The following is a 15,344-nucleotide window of genomic DNA, read 5'->3' on the forward strand; positions in this document are numbered from 1 at the left end:
CTGGGAGCGCCGATGCCAGTAGACGAAAGTTATGCGCATTGCCGCAGGAAGAACTATGTCTGCGCCGCTTATGTGGAAGCGGCTATCTACATTAATAAAATGTTCGGCTCCGATCGGGCTTACTGGGTATTGATCCGGGAAGGCACGCCCGGGCCGGTCATCGAGCGAGTACTGCAAGGAAAAGAAGGCAGGGTAAGACGAAAGGATCGCCGCTATGGCGCGTGCCGGGCTGCCGTCGCCAATCCTGCCCGAGTCCTGCCGCCTTTGGACCGCCGGACAGACACGCTGAGCTCACAACGGATAGAGGTCGCAATCGTCTTCCAGTCCATGCTCGGCACGAATGCCGCTGCCGAATATCTTCGGAACGCCGGCGTCCCCATCTGGATATCGGCACGTGTGCTCGGATCGAAAAAAAACGGCCCTCTCCAGCACTCTTGGTTGAGTAGCGCAACTACCTCCTCTTCGCGATAACGCAGACCACGCGCGGCTGTCCGCCGTGATCAACTGTCCGGGGAACCGGTTCTTGAAGAATCACGCTCGCACACCACTCCTGGGGACACAATCCAGCTCCCAGATCGGTGCTTCCAGATGCACAGTGAATCGCGCGAGATGTTCCAGCTTCGGTTTTGGCGGTTGAAAGACTTCCTTCTCCGCAGCGCACGCCCGGCGATCCTGCGGCGAATGACGTCATCGTGAGGGTAACTCACAGTGTATTCGAGCACCTTTGTGGCGACGCCTGCGTACGCAATGCGCAGTGAACTGGAGTATGCGGCCCCCACACTTCTTTTCCCAGGACGATTGTGGTTCCAACAATGAGAGCAGTCCTCTTGAAATTGGTTGTTACTCGTATCCAACAACTTACAAGTAATTTGTTAACAAAAAAACTTGCGGATAGCCATGTTTGTCTAGGGCAATCATAATTTTCTCTGATTAATTTTTGATCTGAGGAGATCCATGAAAACTTCACGCAGCATGCGGATCGGCCATAAGCTGGCATGCGGGTTTGGCACCATTGTCATACTGATGATCGTGCTGGCCACATTTTCACTCATGCGGCTCAATGCGCTGGAACATGCGGTCATCGCGCAAAACCAGATAACGGACGATAAGCTGCAGCCTCTCTACGAGGTGCGTGAAGCGCTGGCGCAAACCGGACTTGCGGCGCGCAACGGCTACATTTTCACGGCACAGGTAGATGCCATGCGGGAGCTGGATCTCTTGGATCGCGAGAGAACCCAGTATTTGGCAACGTTGGACGCCATGGCCCCCGCCTTCGGCGGCGACGAGCGTTTCCAGACGATGCGCCGCGGACTGCTGGCGATGGCCGAAGAACTGAAACGGCCACGGCTGTACCGCACTGCGGGGCAGATGGAAGATTATGGCCGTTTCCTTGTCGAAGAATGCAGCCCCCTGCGCCGGCGCATTGTTCAGGACATCGATGTGCTGGTCAAAGCAGTCCAGGCGGAAGCGGACGACGCCAACGCTGCTGCTTCGGTCGTTTATCAGAACGCCTTCGTCAACATCCTGCTGCAAGGGGCATTTACCCTCGCCGTGAGCATCGCCATCGCCGTTTTCATTACCTGCGGTCTGCTTCGCCAGCTGGGTGGCGAGCCAGGCTACGCAGTGGCGGTGGCAGGCCGGATCGCGGCGGGCCAGCTGGCGGTCAACGTCAAGGCACGGGGCAGCAGTGGCAGCCTATTGCATGCGATTCGCGGCATGCGCGACAGTCTCGCCAGTATCGTCAACCAGGTGCGGGCAGGAACCGACCATATCGCCAGCGCTTCCACCCAGATTGCCGCCGGCAACAGCGAGCTGTCGACACGCACCGAACGCCAGTCAACGTCACTGCAGCAGGTCGCATTGGCAATGGAGGAACTGACGGCCGCGGTGGGCCGCAACGCCGAGAACGCACAGCACGCGAATGTTCTTGCGGCGGACGCATCTCAGGTATCGGCCCAAGGCGGCGAGGTGGTCGATCGGGTCGTCGAAACTATGGACGCCATCCGTGCCTCGTCCATCAAGATCACCGACATCATCGGCGTAATCGACGGCATCGCCTTCCAGACCAATATCCTGGCGCTCAATGCCGCCGTCGAGGCTGCCCGTGCTGGCGAACAAGGCAGGGGCTTTGCGGTTGTTGCATCAGAAGTACGTACGCTGGCACAACGCAGTGCCCTGGCGGCCAAGGAGATCAAGACGCTGATCGACATCGCATCGGGCAATGTTGAAACAGGCACCACACTGGTGGGCGAAGCGGGAGCCACGATGCGGAAAGTCATCGCCAGCGTACACCGCGTACAGCAGATCATGGCCGATATCAGCAAGGCCAGCGGGGAGCAGAGTTCCGGCATCGAGGACGTGAACCGGTCCATTGCGGATATCGACGCCGCGACCCAGGAAAATGCCGCACTCGTCGAGGAGGCGGCGGCTGCAGCGCAGGCGCTGCAGGATGAGGCGGCCACCCTCGCCGCCGTCGTGAGTATCTTTGGTCTCGCACCCCAAGAGGAGACTCGGCAAGCCAATGCTCAGCAGGCCAGCCGGTTGCAAAGCCACCCGCAGCTGTCACATGTCAGCGGAACCAGGTAACGGCGAAATGCCGACGGCGCCATTGCCCAGCCGGCCAGGTTGCGCGCGTCGAGATCCAATACGATGGCCAGGTACAGCCATCCGGCATCGGTACGGATGTACGTAATATCGGTGAAGTACGCGAGATTCGGCGCTGGTGGATTGAACTGGCGATTCAGCACCTTGGCGGCGACTGGCAAGTCATGCTTACTATCGGTCGTGTGAACGAACCTGCGCTTCCAGACCGGCCTCAACGCCACTTGCCGCATCAGGCTTCGTACTTTGTAGCGCCCGATGTGAAAGCCGGTTTCGGCCATGGCCGAAACCGGCAGCTGCCGTAGCTTTGCTGGCTTGCCGCAAACGCAGCGTTCAGATGAACGCTGGCCTTGCACACTGCCGGCTTGCCAATACGCCGCTGCGGTTCGTAGTAACAAATTTGCCTTCTACTACGAGCTGGGAGTTGCCTGAATTAACGCAAACAGCGCCTTTTCAATCCTGGCGATCAAGAAAGTCGAGCAATGCCGCGTTGAATCCGGCCGGATCCTGCCACGGCGCGAAATGGCTAACATCGTCCAGCACGACCAGGCGTGCGCCGCGCAGTGCGGTGGCCACGTATTCGGCATGGCGCATCGTGATGAATTCATCGTGGTCGGCAGCCACGACGGCGATACGTGGTCCACGGATCGATGCCAGCTGCGCATCGCTGTAGTCCGGCTCCTTCCCCTGCATCGCATCGACCGCTTCGCTCAACCTGGCGAACGCCTGCGGATCGGGTGCCACCGCCTGGTAGTCGGCCAGCAGACGGGGGCCGACCAGCGCCAGCACCGGCGATTCGACCGGCGCAACGAGATGGCGCCGGTTCACGTTGATCCCGAACGCGAACAGCCGGCTGACGCGTCGCGGCTGCCGTTGCGCCACCGCCAGGCCGACGATGGCGCCGTCGCTCCAGCCGGCCAGCGCCGCCCGGTGCAGGCGTAGCCGGTCCATCACGGCGACGACGTCCTGCGCCATCAGCGCATACGACAGGCCGCGATCGCCCAGCGTGCTGCGGCCATGGCCGCGGCTGTCGATGAGGATCACGCGATGCCCGCCGGCCACCAGGGCGGCGATCTGGTGCCCCCATGTCAGGCTGCTGGCGCGGCCGCCGTGCAGCAGGATCACCGGGTCCCCCGCTCCCACCATGCCATACCAGATCCGCGCCCCCGCGTGTTCGACATAACCCTGGTGCGACAGCGCGGGCAACGAGGGCACCGCCGGCAGCGTTTCATGGCGCGGCGTCGCCGGACTGGCGGTGGCGATGGTGACGACGGCGGCGATGGTGATGCCGGACAGCGCGGCGGCCACGAACGAAACGAGGTATTTCACGACTTCCTTCCTTGAGCAGGGCGACCGCCGCAAGCAGCGGTGATTTCTGGACGATCGATACGCCGTCAGATGCCGTATTTCGCCTTGATGGACTCCGCCGCGCGCTCGCCGATGATCACGCACGGCGCCATCGTGTTCCCGGTAGTGATGCGCGGCATGATCGACGCATCGGCGATGCGCAGGCCGTCGATGCCATACACTTCCAGGTTGCCATTGACCACCGACATCGCATCGCGCCCCATCTTGGCCGTGCACGACTGGTGCCAGTACGTGACCGCGCCATCGCGCAGGTAGCGTTCCATGCTTTCCCGGTTCAGGTTGCCCGGCATGGCTTCCCGTGTCACCAGGCTGCGGAACGCATCGGCATTGCCCAGGTCGCGGCACATCTGCACGCTGGCCAGTGCGGCCGTGACGTCGTCCGGGTCGGACAGCGTGTTGGCGCGGATGATCATCGCATCGCCGGCGTTGGGGCCGGAAAGCAGCAGCTGGCCGCGGCTCTTCGGGTGCGCCAGGCCGGCGAACATCGTCCAGCCATGCTGCGGCGTGCCGCGTGCCGCGTTCTCCGCGCTCGGCACGGGAAACTCGACCTGGCAGTGCAGCATGTCGGGCGCGTCGAGCGAAGCGTCGCTCTTCCAGTACAGCGTCGCCTCCGAACCGCCATTGCCGACCTCCTGCGGTTCGGCATATTCCCAGATGCAGCCGAACGACACGTGGTCCTGGTGGTTCTGGCCGACACCCGGCAGGTGCTGGCGAACGCCGATGCCATGCCGCTGCAGCTCCCGCTCCGGCCCGATACCCGACTGCATCAGCACCTTCGGCGTGTTGACGGCGCCCAGCGACAGCACGACTTCCCGCGAGGCATGGAACGTCTTCGTCCGGCCGTCGTGAATGACGTCGATACCCGTCACGCGCTTGCCTTCGAAGGTCAGCTTCGACACCAGCGCGCCGGTCAGCACCGTCAGGTTCCGCTGGGCCATGCGCGGGTACGTATACGAACGGAAGATCGACAGGCGCTTGCCGTCGCGGATGCGCAGGTCGTTGATCGCCGCGCCGCCGTCGCCTTCCATCATCGCGCCGTTCGGGCTGGCGAAAGTCGGTACGCCGAGCGAACGGGCCGCTTCCAGCATCAGCGTCGCGGCAGGCTTGGGGTCGCGTGCCGGCGCCACATACACCGGGCCACCCTTGCCGCGATAGGCCGGGTCGGCGGGGCCGTGCCAGTCTTCGATGCGGCGGTAGATGTTCAGCACGGACTCGTAGTTCCACGCGGCGTCGCCCGCTTCGGCGGCGAAGTAATTCCAGTCGGCCCGGTGGCCGCGCGCCCACAGCATCACGTTGATGCTGGAGCCGCCGCCCAGCACCTTGCCCATGTTCATCGGAATGGCGCGGCCGCCCAGGTGTTCGTTCGGCTCGGCCATGAATCCCCAGTCCCGTTCCGAACCCAGGTTCAGCGGCCATTGGGCCGGCTCGGTCACGCTGTCGACTTCGTCGCTGCCGCCCGCTTCGAGCAGCAGTACCCGCACTTCGGGATTTTCGGCCAGCCGTGCCGCCACGACGGAACCGGCGGAGCCGGCGCCGCAGACGATGAAGTCGAAGCGTGTGTTCTGCGAGGTGGAGAGATGGTCCTGGTTGGCGCGGACGGCTGCCGCGAATGCGCGGTCGGTGATATTGGTATCGGTCATTTTTCGTACTCTTCAGTGAATGGACGGCGCCGTCATCCAGCGAGGATACGGCGTGCTCTTGCTTGAATCCCAAGCAGATATTGCCGATTATATCGATTTTTCCGATTCTATCAATTTGTTTTTTGTATAGTCACCAATCCATCGCATGGATACCTGCGCCGAGATCAGGCCGATACCATGCCGGAAGCGGCCTTCGGGCTGCCGGCCATGGCTGCCTGTACTTGTGCGCGCAGCCAGGCCAGGCCGGGGTCGTCATCGGCACTGGGATGCCAGGCCATGCACAGGGTGTAGGTCAGGAAGGGAAAGGCCAGGTCGACGACGTCGACCGACGGCGGCAGCGACGGGACCAGGAAGGCGGGAATTGTGCAGACCAGGTCGCTCACGGCAACGATCGCGCCGACGGCGCTGAAGTCGCGCACCGCCAGCAGCGTATGGCGCATGTGCCCCAGCCGGTACAGGTGCTCGTCCAGCGCGCCATGCAGCCTGCCGTCGGGCGATACGTTGATATGTTGCAGGGAGCGGTATTCGTCGAACGTCACTGCCGAGGTGCCGCGGGCATGGCCGTGACGCTGCACCAGCACATAGGGCGTCGTCAACAGTTCGCAACTCAGCAGGCCCGGCGGCAGCTGGCAGGCCGCGCCGAAGCACAGGTCCACTTCCCCACGCTCCAGGCTGCTTGCCAGTTCGCGCTCGTCCGGCGCAGTCAGGGTCAGGCGCAGGTGGCGGTTGCCCTGGCAATGCACCTGCCGGGCCAGGCCGGGAAGGATCGCCACAGTGCCCGTGTTGTTGGCGACGATGGTGAAAGTGCGCACCGCTTCGGCGGGGTCGAATTCCTCCGTCCTGGGACGCACTGCCATGGTCAGCGCCGCCAGCGCCGGCTGCAGCCGGCGCTGCAGCTTCAGCGCGAACGGCGACGGCGCCAGGCCGCGCCCGCTCTCGGCCGGCACCAGCAACTGGTCGCCGAACAGCGCGCGCAGGCGCGACAGCTGCGCCGACAGCGCGGGCTGGCTGACATTCAGGCGCGCCGCGGCGCGCGTCACGTTGCATTCCTCCAGCAGTACGTTCAGCGAGATCAGCAGCGGCAGATCCGCCCCCCGCAGCGGCGCCGGGGCGCGTGGAAAGTTCAGTAGCCTGTTCATGGGTCGTCGTCCATCGTTCGTGGTTCGGAAAGGCCGCGCGCCAACGGCGGCAAGTGGCGCGCCGGCAGCGCTGCGATTGGTCCGGCATGCGGGTCATACGGTGGGAATCGTGCCGCCGTCGATCACCAGTTCCGCGCCATGGATCGACGCGGCCAGTGGCGACAGCAGGAACGCGACCAGCTCCGCCACCTCTTCCGGCTTGCCTGGCCGGCCGATCGGAATGCCGCCCAGCGAATCCATCAGCTCGCGGCGCGCGTCCTCCTCGGTGCCTTCGCGATGCGAAGCCATGCGCTGGATGAACGCCTGTGCGGCGGTGGTCTCGATGAAGCCCGGCGCGACGCTGTTGATGCGGATGCCGCGCGGACCGAATTCGTTGGCCAGCGACTTGCTGTAGTTGCTGAGCGCGGCCTTGGCGGCGGCATAGGCGACCGTCGACTCGAACAGGGGCAGGCGCCGCTGGATCGACGTGATATGGATGATGGCACCGCTGCGCCGCTCGACCATGCCGGGCAGGAAGGCGCGGTCCAGCCGCACGGCCGCCATCAGGTTCGACTGGATCGCGTCGTCCCACAATTCGTCGGTCAGCGCCAGCGCCCCGCCGCCCGGCGCCGCCGAGCCGCCGACGTTATTGACGAGGAAATCCAGGTGGCCGAATTCGCGGCGCACTGCCTCGGCCACGTGTGCCGCGCCATCGGCGGTACCGACGTCGGCCTGCAGGTAGAGCACCGGGTCGACGGGATCGGCCGGCTGGTTGCGGGCCGTGGCGATCACCTTCGCACCGCGCAAGACCAGCGCGCGGACGATCGACTCGCCCATCCCTTTGGTGCCGCCGGTCACGAGGGCATGCTTGCCCTGCAAGGAAAGGTCGCTCATGCCGTCACCTCCAGCGATGCGATGCCTTCGGGGCGCAGCACGAAGTGGAACGCGAGCGTGGCCGGGCTGCCGGGGAAGTCGCCGGACACGGTGGCTGTCAGCCGGCTCTTGCCGTCCGCTTCGACGATGCCGACAGGCGCCATGACCGCCTTGTAGCGGTCCGACGACTCGCGCGCCCACTCTTCGATCTCGGCGGTGCCGCGCAGCAGCGCACCTTCGTCGTGAACGGTGCCGTCCGGCGCGAAACAGGCGGCGATGCGCGCCGCGTCGTGTGCATTAGCCGCCTCGACATAGGCGGCGATTGGGGTCGGTAACTTGATCATCGTTTTTCTCCTTGAAGTGAGTCTGCAGTGTAGGCGTGCCGGACATAGCGAAAAAGTATGCAAACCGCTATGCTCGATGAACCTACGGTTCATAATGAGAACGATGAGCTCCCTTGAATTGATCCGGCTGTTCCTTGCCGTCGCCGAACACCGCAGCTTCACGCTGGCCGCCAAGCGCCTCAGTGTCAGCCCCACGGCCGTCAGCAAGGGCGTCCGTGCGCTGGAAGCCAGGCATGGCGTGACGCTATTTACCCGCAACACGCGCAGCGTGCTGCTGACCGATGCCGGGGCGGCCCTGCTGTCGGCGCTGAAGCCGGCGGTGGGCCAGATCGATGACGCCTTTTCGGAACTGGCGAAGTTTCAGCAGCGCCCGTCCGGCCACCTGCGCGTGACGGCGCCGCGCGCCTTCGGTTTCCTGCTGGCGCGGCACCTGGTGCCGCGCATGCGCGCGAAATATCCGGACATTACGTTCGACCTGTCGCTCGACGATGGCCTCGTCGACCTCGTGGCGGCCGGTTACGACGCGGGGGTGCGCCTGGGACAGGCGATCGCGCAGGACATGGTGGCAATCCGCCTCAGCCAGCCGCTGTCCTGGTCCATCGTGGCGTCGCCCGACTATTTCGCGCGGCATGGCGAACCGGCCACGCCACGCGACCTGCTGCGGCACCAGACGATCCGTTACCGCTTTGCCACCTCAGGGGTGCTGCCGCCGTGGCGCTTCACCGGCGATGAAGGCGAGATCCTGCTCGATACCGAGGCCGCCCTGCGCGCCAACGACACGCAGATGATCGCCGAACTGGCGCGCAAGGGGCTGGGACTCGCCTGGCTCCCCGATATCGAGATTGCCGACGACGTGCTGCATGGCCGGCTGGTGCGAACGCTGGCCGGCCATGTGCCGGAAACGTCCGGCCTGTACCTGTATTTCCCGATGCGCAGCCAGAACCAGCCGAAGATGCGCGCCTTGATCGAGCAGGCCACCTTGCTGGCGGGCGAAGCCCTGCTCGACGTCACGCTGCCGGAATGACCGGCCCTACTTCGTGGCCGCCACCGCGTCGAGGATCACGGCCGCCACTTCGGCAGGCCGGGACTGCTGCGGCACGTGGCTCGCCGCCAGTTCGGTCGTCTTCGCGCCGATCTTCTTCGCCATCGCACGCAGCAGGCCCGGATCGATCATGCGGTCCTTGCCGCTGACGATGAACCACGACGGGCGGGTTTTCCATGCGGCGACGGTGACCTTCTCGCCGAACGCCTTGGACTGGATCGGACCCTGGGTCGCCGTCATCAGTGCCGCCTGCTTCGCGGGCACGTCCTGCGCGAAGTCTTCGCGCATCGCGGCTTCCGGCAGGCTGAGGAACCCTTCCCGGTCGGCCACGAAGCGCTTGCTGCCTGGCGCGGCAGGGAATCCTTCGCCCGTTTCGGCGGTCGACTTGCCGGCGTCCGGCGCGAACGCGGCCACGTACACCAGACTCGCCACCTTGTCATGCTGTCCTGCTTCCGTGATCACCGTGCCGCCCCACGAATGGCCCACCAGCACCACCTTGCCTGGCTGGCTGTCGATCGCGCGGCGCGCCGCCGCGGCATCGTCGGCCAGCGACGTCAGCGGGTTCTGCACCGCGGTGACCTTGATGCCCTTGGCCTGCAGCAGCGGAATGACCTTGGCCCAGTCGGAGCCGTCCGCGAAGGCGCCGTGCACGATGACCACCGACGGCTTGGTGGAGGCGGATTCCGCGGCGCCGGCATGGAGACCGGTGGCGGCCAGGGTCGCGGCGACGGCCAGCGTGCGCAGGCGGGAAACGATAGTCATGAATTTCTCCTTTGTGTTGTGGTGGTGGACCGGCATCGAAGCGGCCGCCCCTGGCCGATACGGGTCGTTGGTGGATGAGGCATGTCAATCCGTCGAATCCTTCACATACGGCGGCAAACGCAAACCGGATGCGGCATGCGTCGACTTTTTTTCGTCCGGGGCGAACCGCCTGCATCCATCCGGCACGCCTCGGCGTATCTCACAGCATGCCCGTCGCCGCCATCCGGCGAATCATCCCAATGGAAGAGAAAACAGCCATGCGAACAAGATTCCTGGCATGCGTGGTCAATATCGGCCTCGCCCTGCACGGCCTGCCGGCCCAGGCGATTGACGCAAACCCCGCCCGGCCGACGCTGGCCAGCCGGGTCGCGCCCCCGGAACCGGAAGTGATCGAGCGCTTCGCGGCGGCTGGCATGCGCGACGTGCGGCAACACCACCTGACGCCCGCCGAGCGGTTGCGCGTCGAGAAGTCGCTGGCATCGCTGCCGGCGCTGCACCGGCTGGTGCTGGAAAAACGGCTGCGCCGCCTCAGTTTCGTCGATGGCATCCCCGGCAGCGGTTCGGGCCTGTTCTCGATGGTCCCCGGCACCGGCCAGTTCGACATCACGCTGCGTGCCAGCCTGCTCGACGAGTCGCTGACCGGTTTCCTGACGGCAAAGGAGCGGCGCCTGTTCGTGCCCGACGGCTCCGGGCTGGTCGTGACCGTGGAAGGCTGCGGCACCGATGCGTTGACCTACGTGCTGCTGCACGAAGCCAGCCACGCCGTCGACAAGGCCTTGCGGCTGGCGGGGGACCGTGCCAGTCCGTTTGTCGACGGGATCTGGAGCGACGACCGCACGCTGGCCCCGCTGCTGGCGACCTCCGCGGCGGCCGGCACCCCGTTCCGCCGTGCCGAGCCGCTGCCGATGGCGCGTGCCGGGGCGGTCTATGACGCGCTGTCGCGCACGCCGTTCGTCAGCCTGTACGCCACGGCTGCGGCGGCGGAAGACTTCGCGGAACTGGTTGCCTGGCGGCACATCGAAACGGTATACGGCGGCAGGCTGGCGATCAGCCTGCGCGACGCCGGCGGCACCCAGGTGAGCCGATTCGCGCCGCTGGACACGCCCGCGGTCAGGGCACGCATGGTCCATGTCGACGCGCTGCTGCGGCGCGCGACTACCCGGCACGGCCTCGACGACCTGCTGCGCGTGCTGGACCAGGGCGGCGGTGGCTGACGGCAGTCCGGCACCACGCCATTCGATACCGGGCCATCGGCTATACTGCCGTCCATGAACAGTTCCATCATCACCACGGCACAGGCAGCGAAAATCCTCGGCGTTTCGGCCCGCACGGCGCAACTGTGGATCGAAAGCGGCGTGATCCCGTCATGGAAAACGCCCGGCGGCCATCGGCGCATGTACGAGACCGACGTGCTGGCGACGCTGGAACAGGGCCACGACATCAAGCAGGCCGGCTGGGAAGTGCTGGTGCTGGCCCCGAAGCGTCATCACGCGAGCTGGACGAACGCCTTCGCCGCGATGAATGTCACGGGCCTCACCTGCCTCGACAATCCTGTCGCCGCTGCGGTCACGCTCGGCACGACCTTGCCGGACATGCTGGTGGTCCACGCGGAAACGGTGGAAGACCTGCTGCCCGGCTTCCTGTCCGCGCTGCACGATGTGCCCGTGTTGAACCGGCTGCGGATCGTCATCGCGACATCGCTGCCGGCCGAGCAGATCGATGCCTTGCTGGGCCCCGGCCTGCGCTACAAGGTGATCGGACTGCGCAACGTGGCGGACGGGCTGGGCGCGGAACTGGCCGCGCTTTCGCCGCTGAAGCCCGGCGTGCTTGCGCCATTGCCGCCCGCCCTGCTCGATGCGCCCTTTCCGGTCGGCGCCAACGAATCCAGGCGCCTGGCGGCGGTGCACCGTTCCGGCCTGCTGTACAGCGCGCAGGATGAAACGCTGGACAATATCGCCCAGCTTGCGGCGCTGAGCCTGTCGATGCCCGTTGCGCTGATCAGCATCATCAGCGAGGACAAGCAGTGGTTCAAGGCGAAGGTGGGGCTCGACCTGAGCGAAACCCCGCGCCACTGGGCCTTCTGCAATTACACGCTGCTGCAGGGCGGCGTGGAGGAAGTGTTCGAACTCGACCAGGACCCACGCTTCGCCGACAACCCCGCCGTCGTGGATGCGCCGCATTTCCGCTTCTACGCCGGCGCGCCGATCACTGACGACATGGGCTTCGCTCTGGGCTCGCTGTGCGTCATCGACACGAAGCCGCGCCAGCTGGGCGACGACGGCAGGCAGATCCTCGATCGCCTGGCCCGCCAGGCATCGCATGAAATCAGCCGCGCGATCCAGTCGACGGTGCGGCGCAAGTAACACCGAAGCCCGCCCCCAGCCGGGCTCCGGCGTCCGATCAGCCATTCCGATAGGCGCCCATACGCAGATTCGATTGGCCGGCGGGCGGCGCTTGCCGCACGATACCGTGACCACTTCATCATCACAGGAAGGTCACGGCAATGGTTCGACAGATGCATGCATACATGATCCCCACCTCGCACGGCACCATCGCGGTCAGCGATTCCGGAACGGGTGCCGGCAACGTAGTCCTGATTCACGGTAACTCCTCGAGCTCGGCGGTGTTCCGGCACCAGATCGGCAGCACGGCGCTGGCCAGCCGCCGGCTGGTCGCCATCGACCTGCCGGGCCATGGCACGTCCGCCGATGCCACGCATCCGGAGCGCACCTATACGCGCCCCGGGTTCGCGGACGCGCTCGTCGAAGTGATTGCCCACATGGGGCTGGCCGATCCGGTGCTGCTCGGCTGGTCGCTGGGCGGCCATATCGCGCTGGAACTGGCACCGCGCCTGCCGTCGGTGCGCGGCATCATGATCTGCGGGGCGCCGCCGGTCGGCACCAGCATGGCCGAGGGATTCCAGCCCGGATCGGCCGTCAGGTACGGATCGCGCGAAGACCTGTCGGCGCTGGACCTGGAAGCGTTCGGGCAAGCCATCTTCGGCGCCACGCTCGACGCGCCGCTGCGCGCGGCCATGGCGCGTGCCGACGGCCGGGCGCGCAGGATCCTGTTCGAAGCGGCGCATGCCGGCGCCGGCATCAACCAGCGGCGGATGGTCGAACATTTCACCAAACCGCTGGCCGTCGTCAACGGCGCCGGCGATGCGATGATCAACCTCGATTACTTCGACGGCATCGACTACGCCAACCTGTGGTCGGGCAAGTGCTACCGTGTGCCGGCCGCCGGCCATGCGCCGTTCCGCGACAATCCCGGGGCGTTCAATGCGCTGCTGGCGAGCTTCCTCGCCGACATCGAACCGTCCGGTGCGGGCCGCTCGGGCAAGCATCGGGAAGAGCAGGCACTGGAGCGCTGACCGGTCCCGGCGCGGCGCGGTTTTCTCCGCTGCCGCGCCAGCATTGCATCGCGTGCGCGGATCAGCGCTCGTCCAGCAGGAACTTCAGCAGGATGCGGGTCACCGCGGCCGGATTTTCCAGGTTCGAGATATGGCCGGCGTCCGCCACGGTCGTCATCGGGCAATCGATGATGTTCGCCATCGCGATCGACTCCGCGACGGGGCGTGGCATGTCGTACTGCCCGGCCACCACCAGCGTGCGGCCGGCGTTCAGCCGGTGCAGCCGCGCCAGGCGGTCCTGCCGGCCGAAGATGATGCGGCCCAGCGGCACGATGCTCTCCGATAGCTGTTCGGCGGAGAACCTGGCCAGCGCCTCGCTGAAGTTCCTGTACAGCGCCGATTGGCGGTCGATCGATGGGCGGAAGAACATCGGCACGATCACTTCCAGCAGTTCCGGCGACACCGTGCGCTCCTGCTCGATCCTGGCGAGCATGCCCATGTATTTCAGGCGCGACGCTTCCGGCTCTTCGCCAAGGAAGGTGTCCATCAACACGAGCTTGCGAACCCGGTGCGGATGGCGCTGTGCCAGCGCTTCGGCCCACATGCCGCCCACCGACAGGCCCACGACATGGCATGCATCGATCGACAGGGTATCGAGCAGTGCCCTGTAATGCTCGGCCAGGTCCTCGATTGCCTGCGTTCCGGCGGGCGGCCCGTCCGACTCGCCGTGTCCCCACAGGTCCGGCACGATGACGCGGAAGTGCCGCGACAGCAGGTCGATCTGCGGCTGCCACTGTGCGGCATTCCACAGATAGCTGTGCCCCAGCAGCACGGGAAACCCCTTGCCCGTATCCAGATAAGCCATGGTCTTCCCGCCGATCGTCGCGTGGTGATGCGGGGCCAGCGAGTGCGAAACGGCAGCGAATGCCGGTTGATTCAGGTCGTTCATCGAAATCCTTGTTTGGTGGTGATTGATCTGGAGGTAGCGTCCGATTAAAGGCAGGCAGCCACGACGGTTCCCGTGCGGGACGGTCGTGTTTCCGGAGCCGGACATTACCCCCCTCTATTTACGAACTCGGCAATGCGTTGGACGCATTGCGCACCACACCAATGACGATTCGCCGTTTCCCTTTGCATGGAATCCACCCTTCGCACCCGTCTCGGTCCAAAAAATTGCATCAAAAGCTTCACAAATTCGATATCTTCGATATAATCGGCAAATTCGGAATTAAGGCAATGCCAACTTTCAACAAGGTCGCAATGTCAATCTGGCAACTCTTCACAGCATTGCTGCATTCTCAAAAAACCGAATGCGGATGCGGGCGATCGATTACGGGAATATCTGCCGATATATAGGCAATAAATAATTCTCAAACACAATTATTACCTGCGGTCGAATACTTGAATGAATCAATAACGCGGGACGATCGAAACAATGATCTCTCCTGCATCAACCTTAATAATGGCCAGGCATATGAATAATCGATTGGATCACGGGTACGCATCTGCGGCACGATTCGCGCCATGAATATGATGACCGACCGCAGGACTCTTCTTGCCGAGCTGCTCGTTGCGAGCGGTGCCGGCGACGAGCGCGCTTTTACCCGGCTCCATGCGCTCACCCACCAATACCTGTACCACGTTGCCTTGCGGCTGCTGGGCACCCCGTCGTGCGCGGAGGAAGTGCTGCAGGATGCCTACGTCAATATCTGGACGCATGCGCAGCGCTTCCGGCCCGGCGAAGGCAGCCCGATGACGTGGCTGATCGCCATCGTCCGCAACGGCGCGCTGTCGCAGCTACGCAGTCGCCGGATCGAACAGCAGCGCACCGAAGCCGCCGCGGAAGTGGCCTGGCTTGCCGAGCTGGCACTGGAAGACGCCGACATGTCCGACCCGATCCGGCAGGCCTTTCATGCCACGCTGCGCCAGCGCCTGCCCGCGGCACTGGCCGGGCTGGAGCCGGCGCAGCGGCAAAGCATCGCGCTGACCTTCGGCCAGGGCATGCCGCATGCCGAGCTGTCGGCGCACATGAACGCGCCGCTCGGCACCGTCAAGAGCTGGCTGCGCCGCGGCATGGCGCGCCTGCGCGAAACGCTGGTGCAGGAATCGGCTGGCATGCCGGAGCCACGTTCGCCTGCCGGACGAAGGGACCGGGCCGTCCCGGTCCAGCCGATCGCCGGCGAAGCGCCACGCCGCCCGCGCGAACTGGGCGACCCGCAGTTTTCCTGATCCATTTCTTGTTTA

At 65.1% G+C, this 15,344-nt stretch carries 15 protein-coding genes; 7 read left to right on the top strand and 8 right to left on the bottom strand.

Translation table 11 applies throughout. The features are described 5' to 3' along the window. Nucleotides 1–12 precede the first annotated feature (12 nt). Entirely contained in the window at nucleotides 13–471 is a 459-nt protein-coding gene (locus ACY65G_RS06845; RefSeq protein ID WP_464996618.1) for a hypothetical protein, read from the top strand. Nucleotides 472–954: 483 nt separating this feature from the next. Further along, nucleotides 955–2,586 carry a methyl-accepting chemotaxis protein gene (locus ACY65G_RS06850; RefSeq protein WP_464996619.1) on the top strand — a complete coding sequence of 544 codons (1,632 nt, stop codon included), beginning with the start codon at nucleotides 955–957 and terminating at the stop codon, nucleotides 2,584–2,586. On the opposite strand, the gene ACY65G_RS06855 is transcribed toward ACY65G_RS06850, so the two are convergent. The 6 genes from ACY65G_RS06855 to ACY65G_RS06880 all read right to left on the bottom strand — a co-directional run bounded on the left by ACY65G_RS06855 (nucleotide 2,526) and on the right by ACY65G_RS06880 (nucleotide 7,944). Further along, nucleotides 2,526–2,999 (bottom strand): hypothetical protein, encoded by a 474-nt coding sequence (locus ACY65G_RS06855; RefSeq protein ID WP_464996620.1) that lies wholly within the window; start codon nucleotides 2,997–2,999, stop codon nucleotides 2,526–2,528. The two genes, ACY65G_RS06850 and ACY65G_RS06855, sit on opposite strands and share 61 nt — an antisense overlap. A 55-nt stretch (nucleotides 3,000–3,054) precedes the next feature. Beyond that, the gene (locus ACY65G_RS06860) at nucleotides 3,055–3,930 is read right to left on the bottom strand and encodes an alpha/beta fold hydrolase (RefSeq protein WP_464996621.1); all 876 of its coding nucleotides are present in this window, start codon (nucleotides 3,928–3,930) and stop codon (nucleotides 3,055–3,057) included. 65 nt (nucleotides 3,931–3,995) lie between these two features. After that, entirely contained in the window at nucleotides 3,996–5,609 is a 1,614-nt protein-coding gene (locus ACY65G_RS06865) for a GMC family oxidoreductase (RefSeq protein ID WP_464996622.1), read from the bottom strand. Between the two features lie 164 nt (nucleotides 5,610–5,773). Continuing rightward, nucleotides 5,774–6,748: a LysR family transcriptional regulator gene (locus ACY65G_RS06870; protein ID WP_464996623.1), complete on the bottom strand. Its 975-nt coding sequence runs from the start codon at nucleotides 6,746–6,748 to the stop codon at nucleotides 5,774–5,776. A 93-nt stretch (nucleotides 6,749–6,841) separates the two neighbouring features. After that, nucleotides 6,842–7,621: an SDR family oxidoreductase gene (locus tag ACY65G_RS06875; RefSeq protein WP_464996624.1), complete on the bottom strand. Its 780-nt coding sequence runs from the start codon at nucleotides 7,619–7,621 to the stop codon at nucleotides 6,842–6,844. Then, nucleotides 7,618–7,944: a nuclear transport factor 2 family protein gene (locus ACY65G_RS06880; protein ID WP_464996625.1), complete on the bottom strand. Its 327-nt coding sequence runs from the start codon at nucleotides 7,942–7,944 to the stop codon at nucleotides 7,618–7,620. Before ACY65G_RS06880 ends, ACY65G_RS06875 begins: the two co-directional genes overlap by 4 nt. A gap of 103 nt (nucleotides 7,945–8,047) precedes the next feature. Between ACY65G_RS06880 and ACY65G_RS06885 the strand changes: the two genes are divergently transcribed. Further along, nucleotides 8,048–8,968, top strand: a complete 921-nt coding sequence (locus ACY65G_RS06885; RefSeq protein WP_464996626.1) for a LysR family transcriptional regulator — start codon at nucleotides 8,048–8,050, stop codon at nucleotides 8,966–8,968. Between the two features lie 6 nt (nucleotides 8,969–8,974). On the opposite strand, the gene ACY65G_RS06890 is transcribed toward ACY65G_RS06885, so the two are convergent. Continuing rightward, nucleotides 8,975–9,748, bottom strand: a complete 774-nt coding sequence (locus ACY65G_RS06890; protein WP_464996627.1) for an alpha/beta fold hydrolase — start codon at nucleotides 9,746–9,748, stop codon at nucleotides 8,975–8,977. A gap of 257 nt (nucleotides 9,749–10,005) precedes the next feature. On the opposite strand from ACY65G_RS06890, the gene ACY65G_RS06895 reads away from it, so the two are divergent. The 3 genes from ACY65G_RS06895 (at nucleotide 10,006) to ACY65G_RS06905 (ending at nucleotide 13,121) form a co-directional block, all read left to right on the top strand. After that, nucleotides 10,006–10,962 carry a hypothetical protein gene (locus ACY65G_RS06895; RefSeq protein WP_464996628.1) on the top strand — a complete coding sequence of 319 codons (957 nt, stop codon included), beginning with the start codon at nucleotides 10,006–10,008 and terminating at the stop codon, nucleotides 10,960–10,962. A gap of 54 nt (nucleotides 10,963–11,016) precedes the next feature. Then, nucleotides 11,017–12,111 carry a GAF domain-containing protein gene (locus ACY65G_RS06900; RefSeq protein ID WP_464996629.1) on the top strand — a complete coding sequence of 365 codons (1,095 nt, stop codon included), beginning with the start codon at nucleotides 11,017–11,019 and terminating at the stop codon, nucleotides 12,109–12,111. A 164-nt stretch (nucleotides 12,112–12,275) separates the two neighbouring features. Further along, on the top strand, nucleotides 12,276–13,121 hold the full coding sequence (locus ACY65G_RS06905; RefSeq protein ID WP_464996630.1) for an alpha/beta fold hydrolase: 846 nt from the start codon (nucleotides 12,276–12,278) through the stop codon (nucleotides 13,119–13,121). A 61-nt stretch (nucleotides 13,122–13,182) separates the two neighbouring features. On the opposite strand, the gene ACY65G_RS06910 is transcribed toward ACY65G_RS06905, so the two are convergent. Then, the gene (locus tag ACY65G_RS06910) at nucleotides 13,183–13,965 is read right to left on the bottom strand and encodes an alpha/beta fold hydrolase (protein WP_464997053.1); all 783 of its coding nucleotides are present in this window, start codon (nucleotides 13,963–13,965) and stop codon (nucleotides 13,183–13,185) included. Between the two features lie 659 nt (nucleotides 13,966–14,624). Between ACY65G_RS06910 and ACY65G_RS06915 the strand changes: the two genes are divergently transcribed. Then, a complete protein-coding gene (locus ACY65G_RS06915) occupies nucleotides 14,625–15,329 on the top strand; it encodes an RNA polymerase sigma factor (protein ID WP_464996631.1) in 705 nt (234 codons plus the stop codon). Nucleotides 15,330–15,344: the final 15 nt, after the last annotated feature.

Source organism: Pseudoduganella sp. jia 12, from assembly GCF_055502675.1.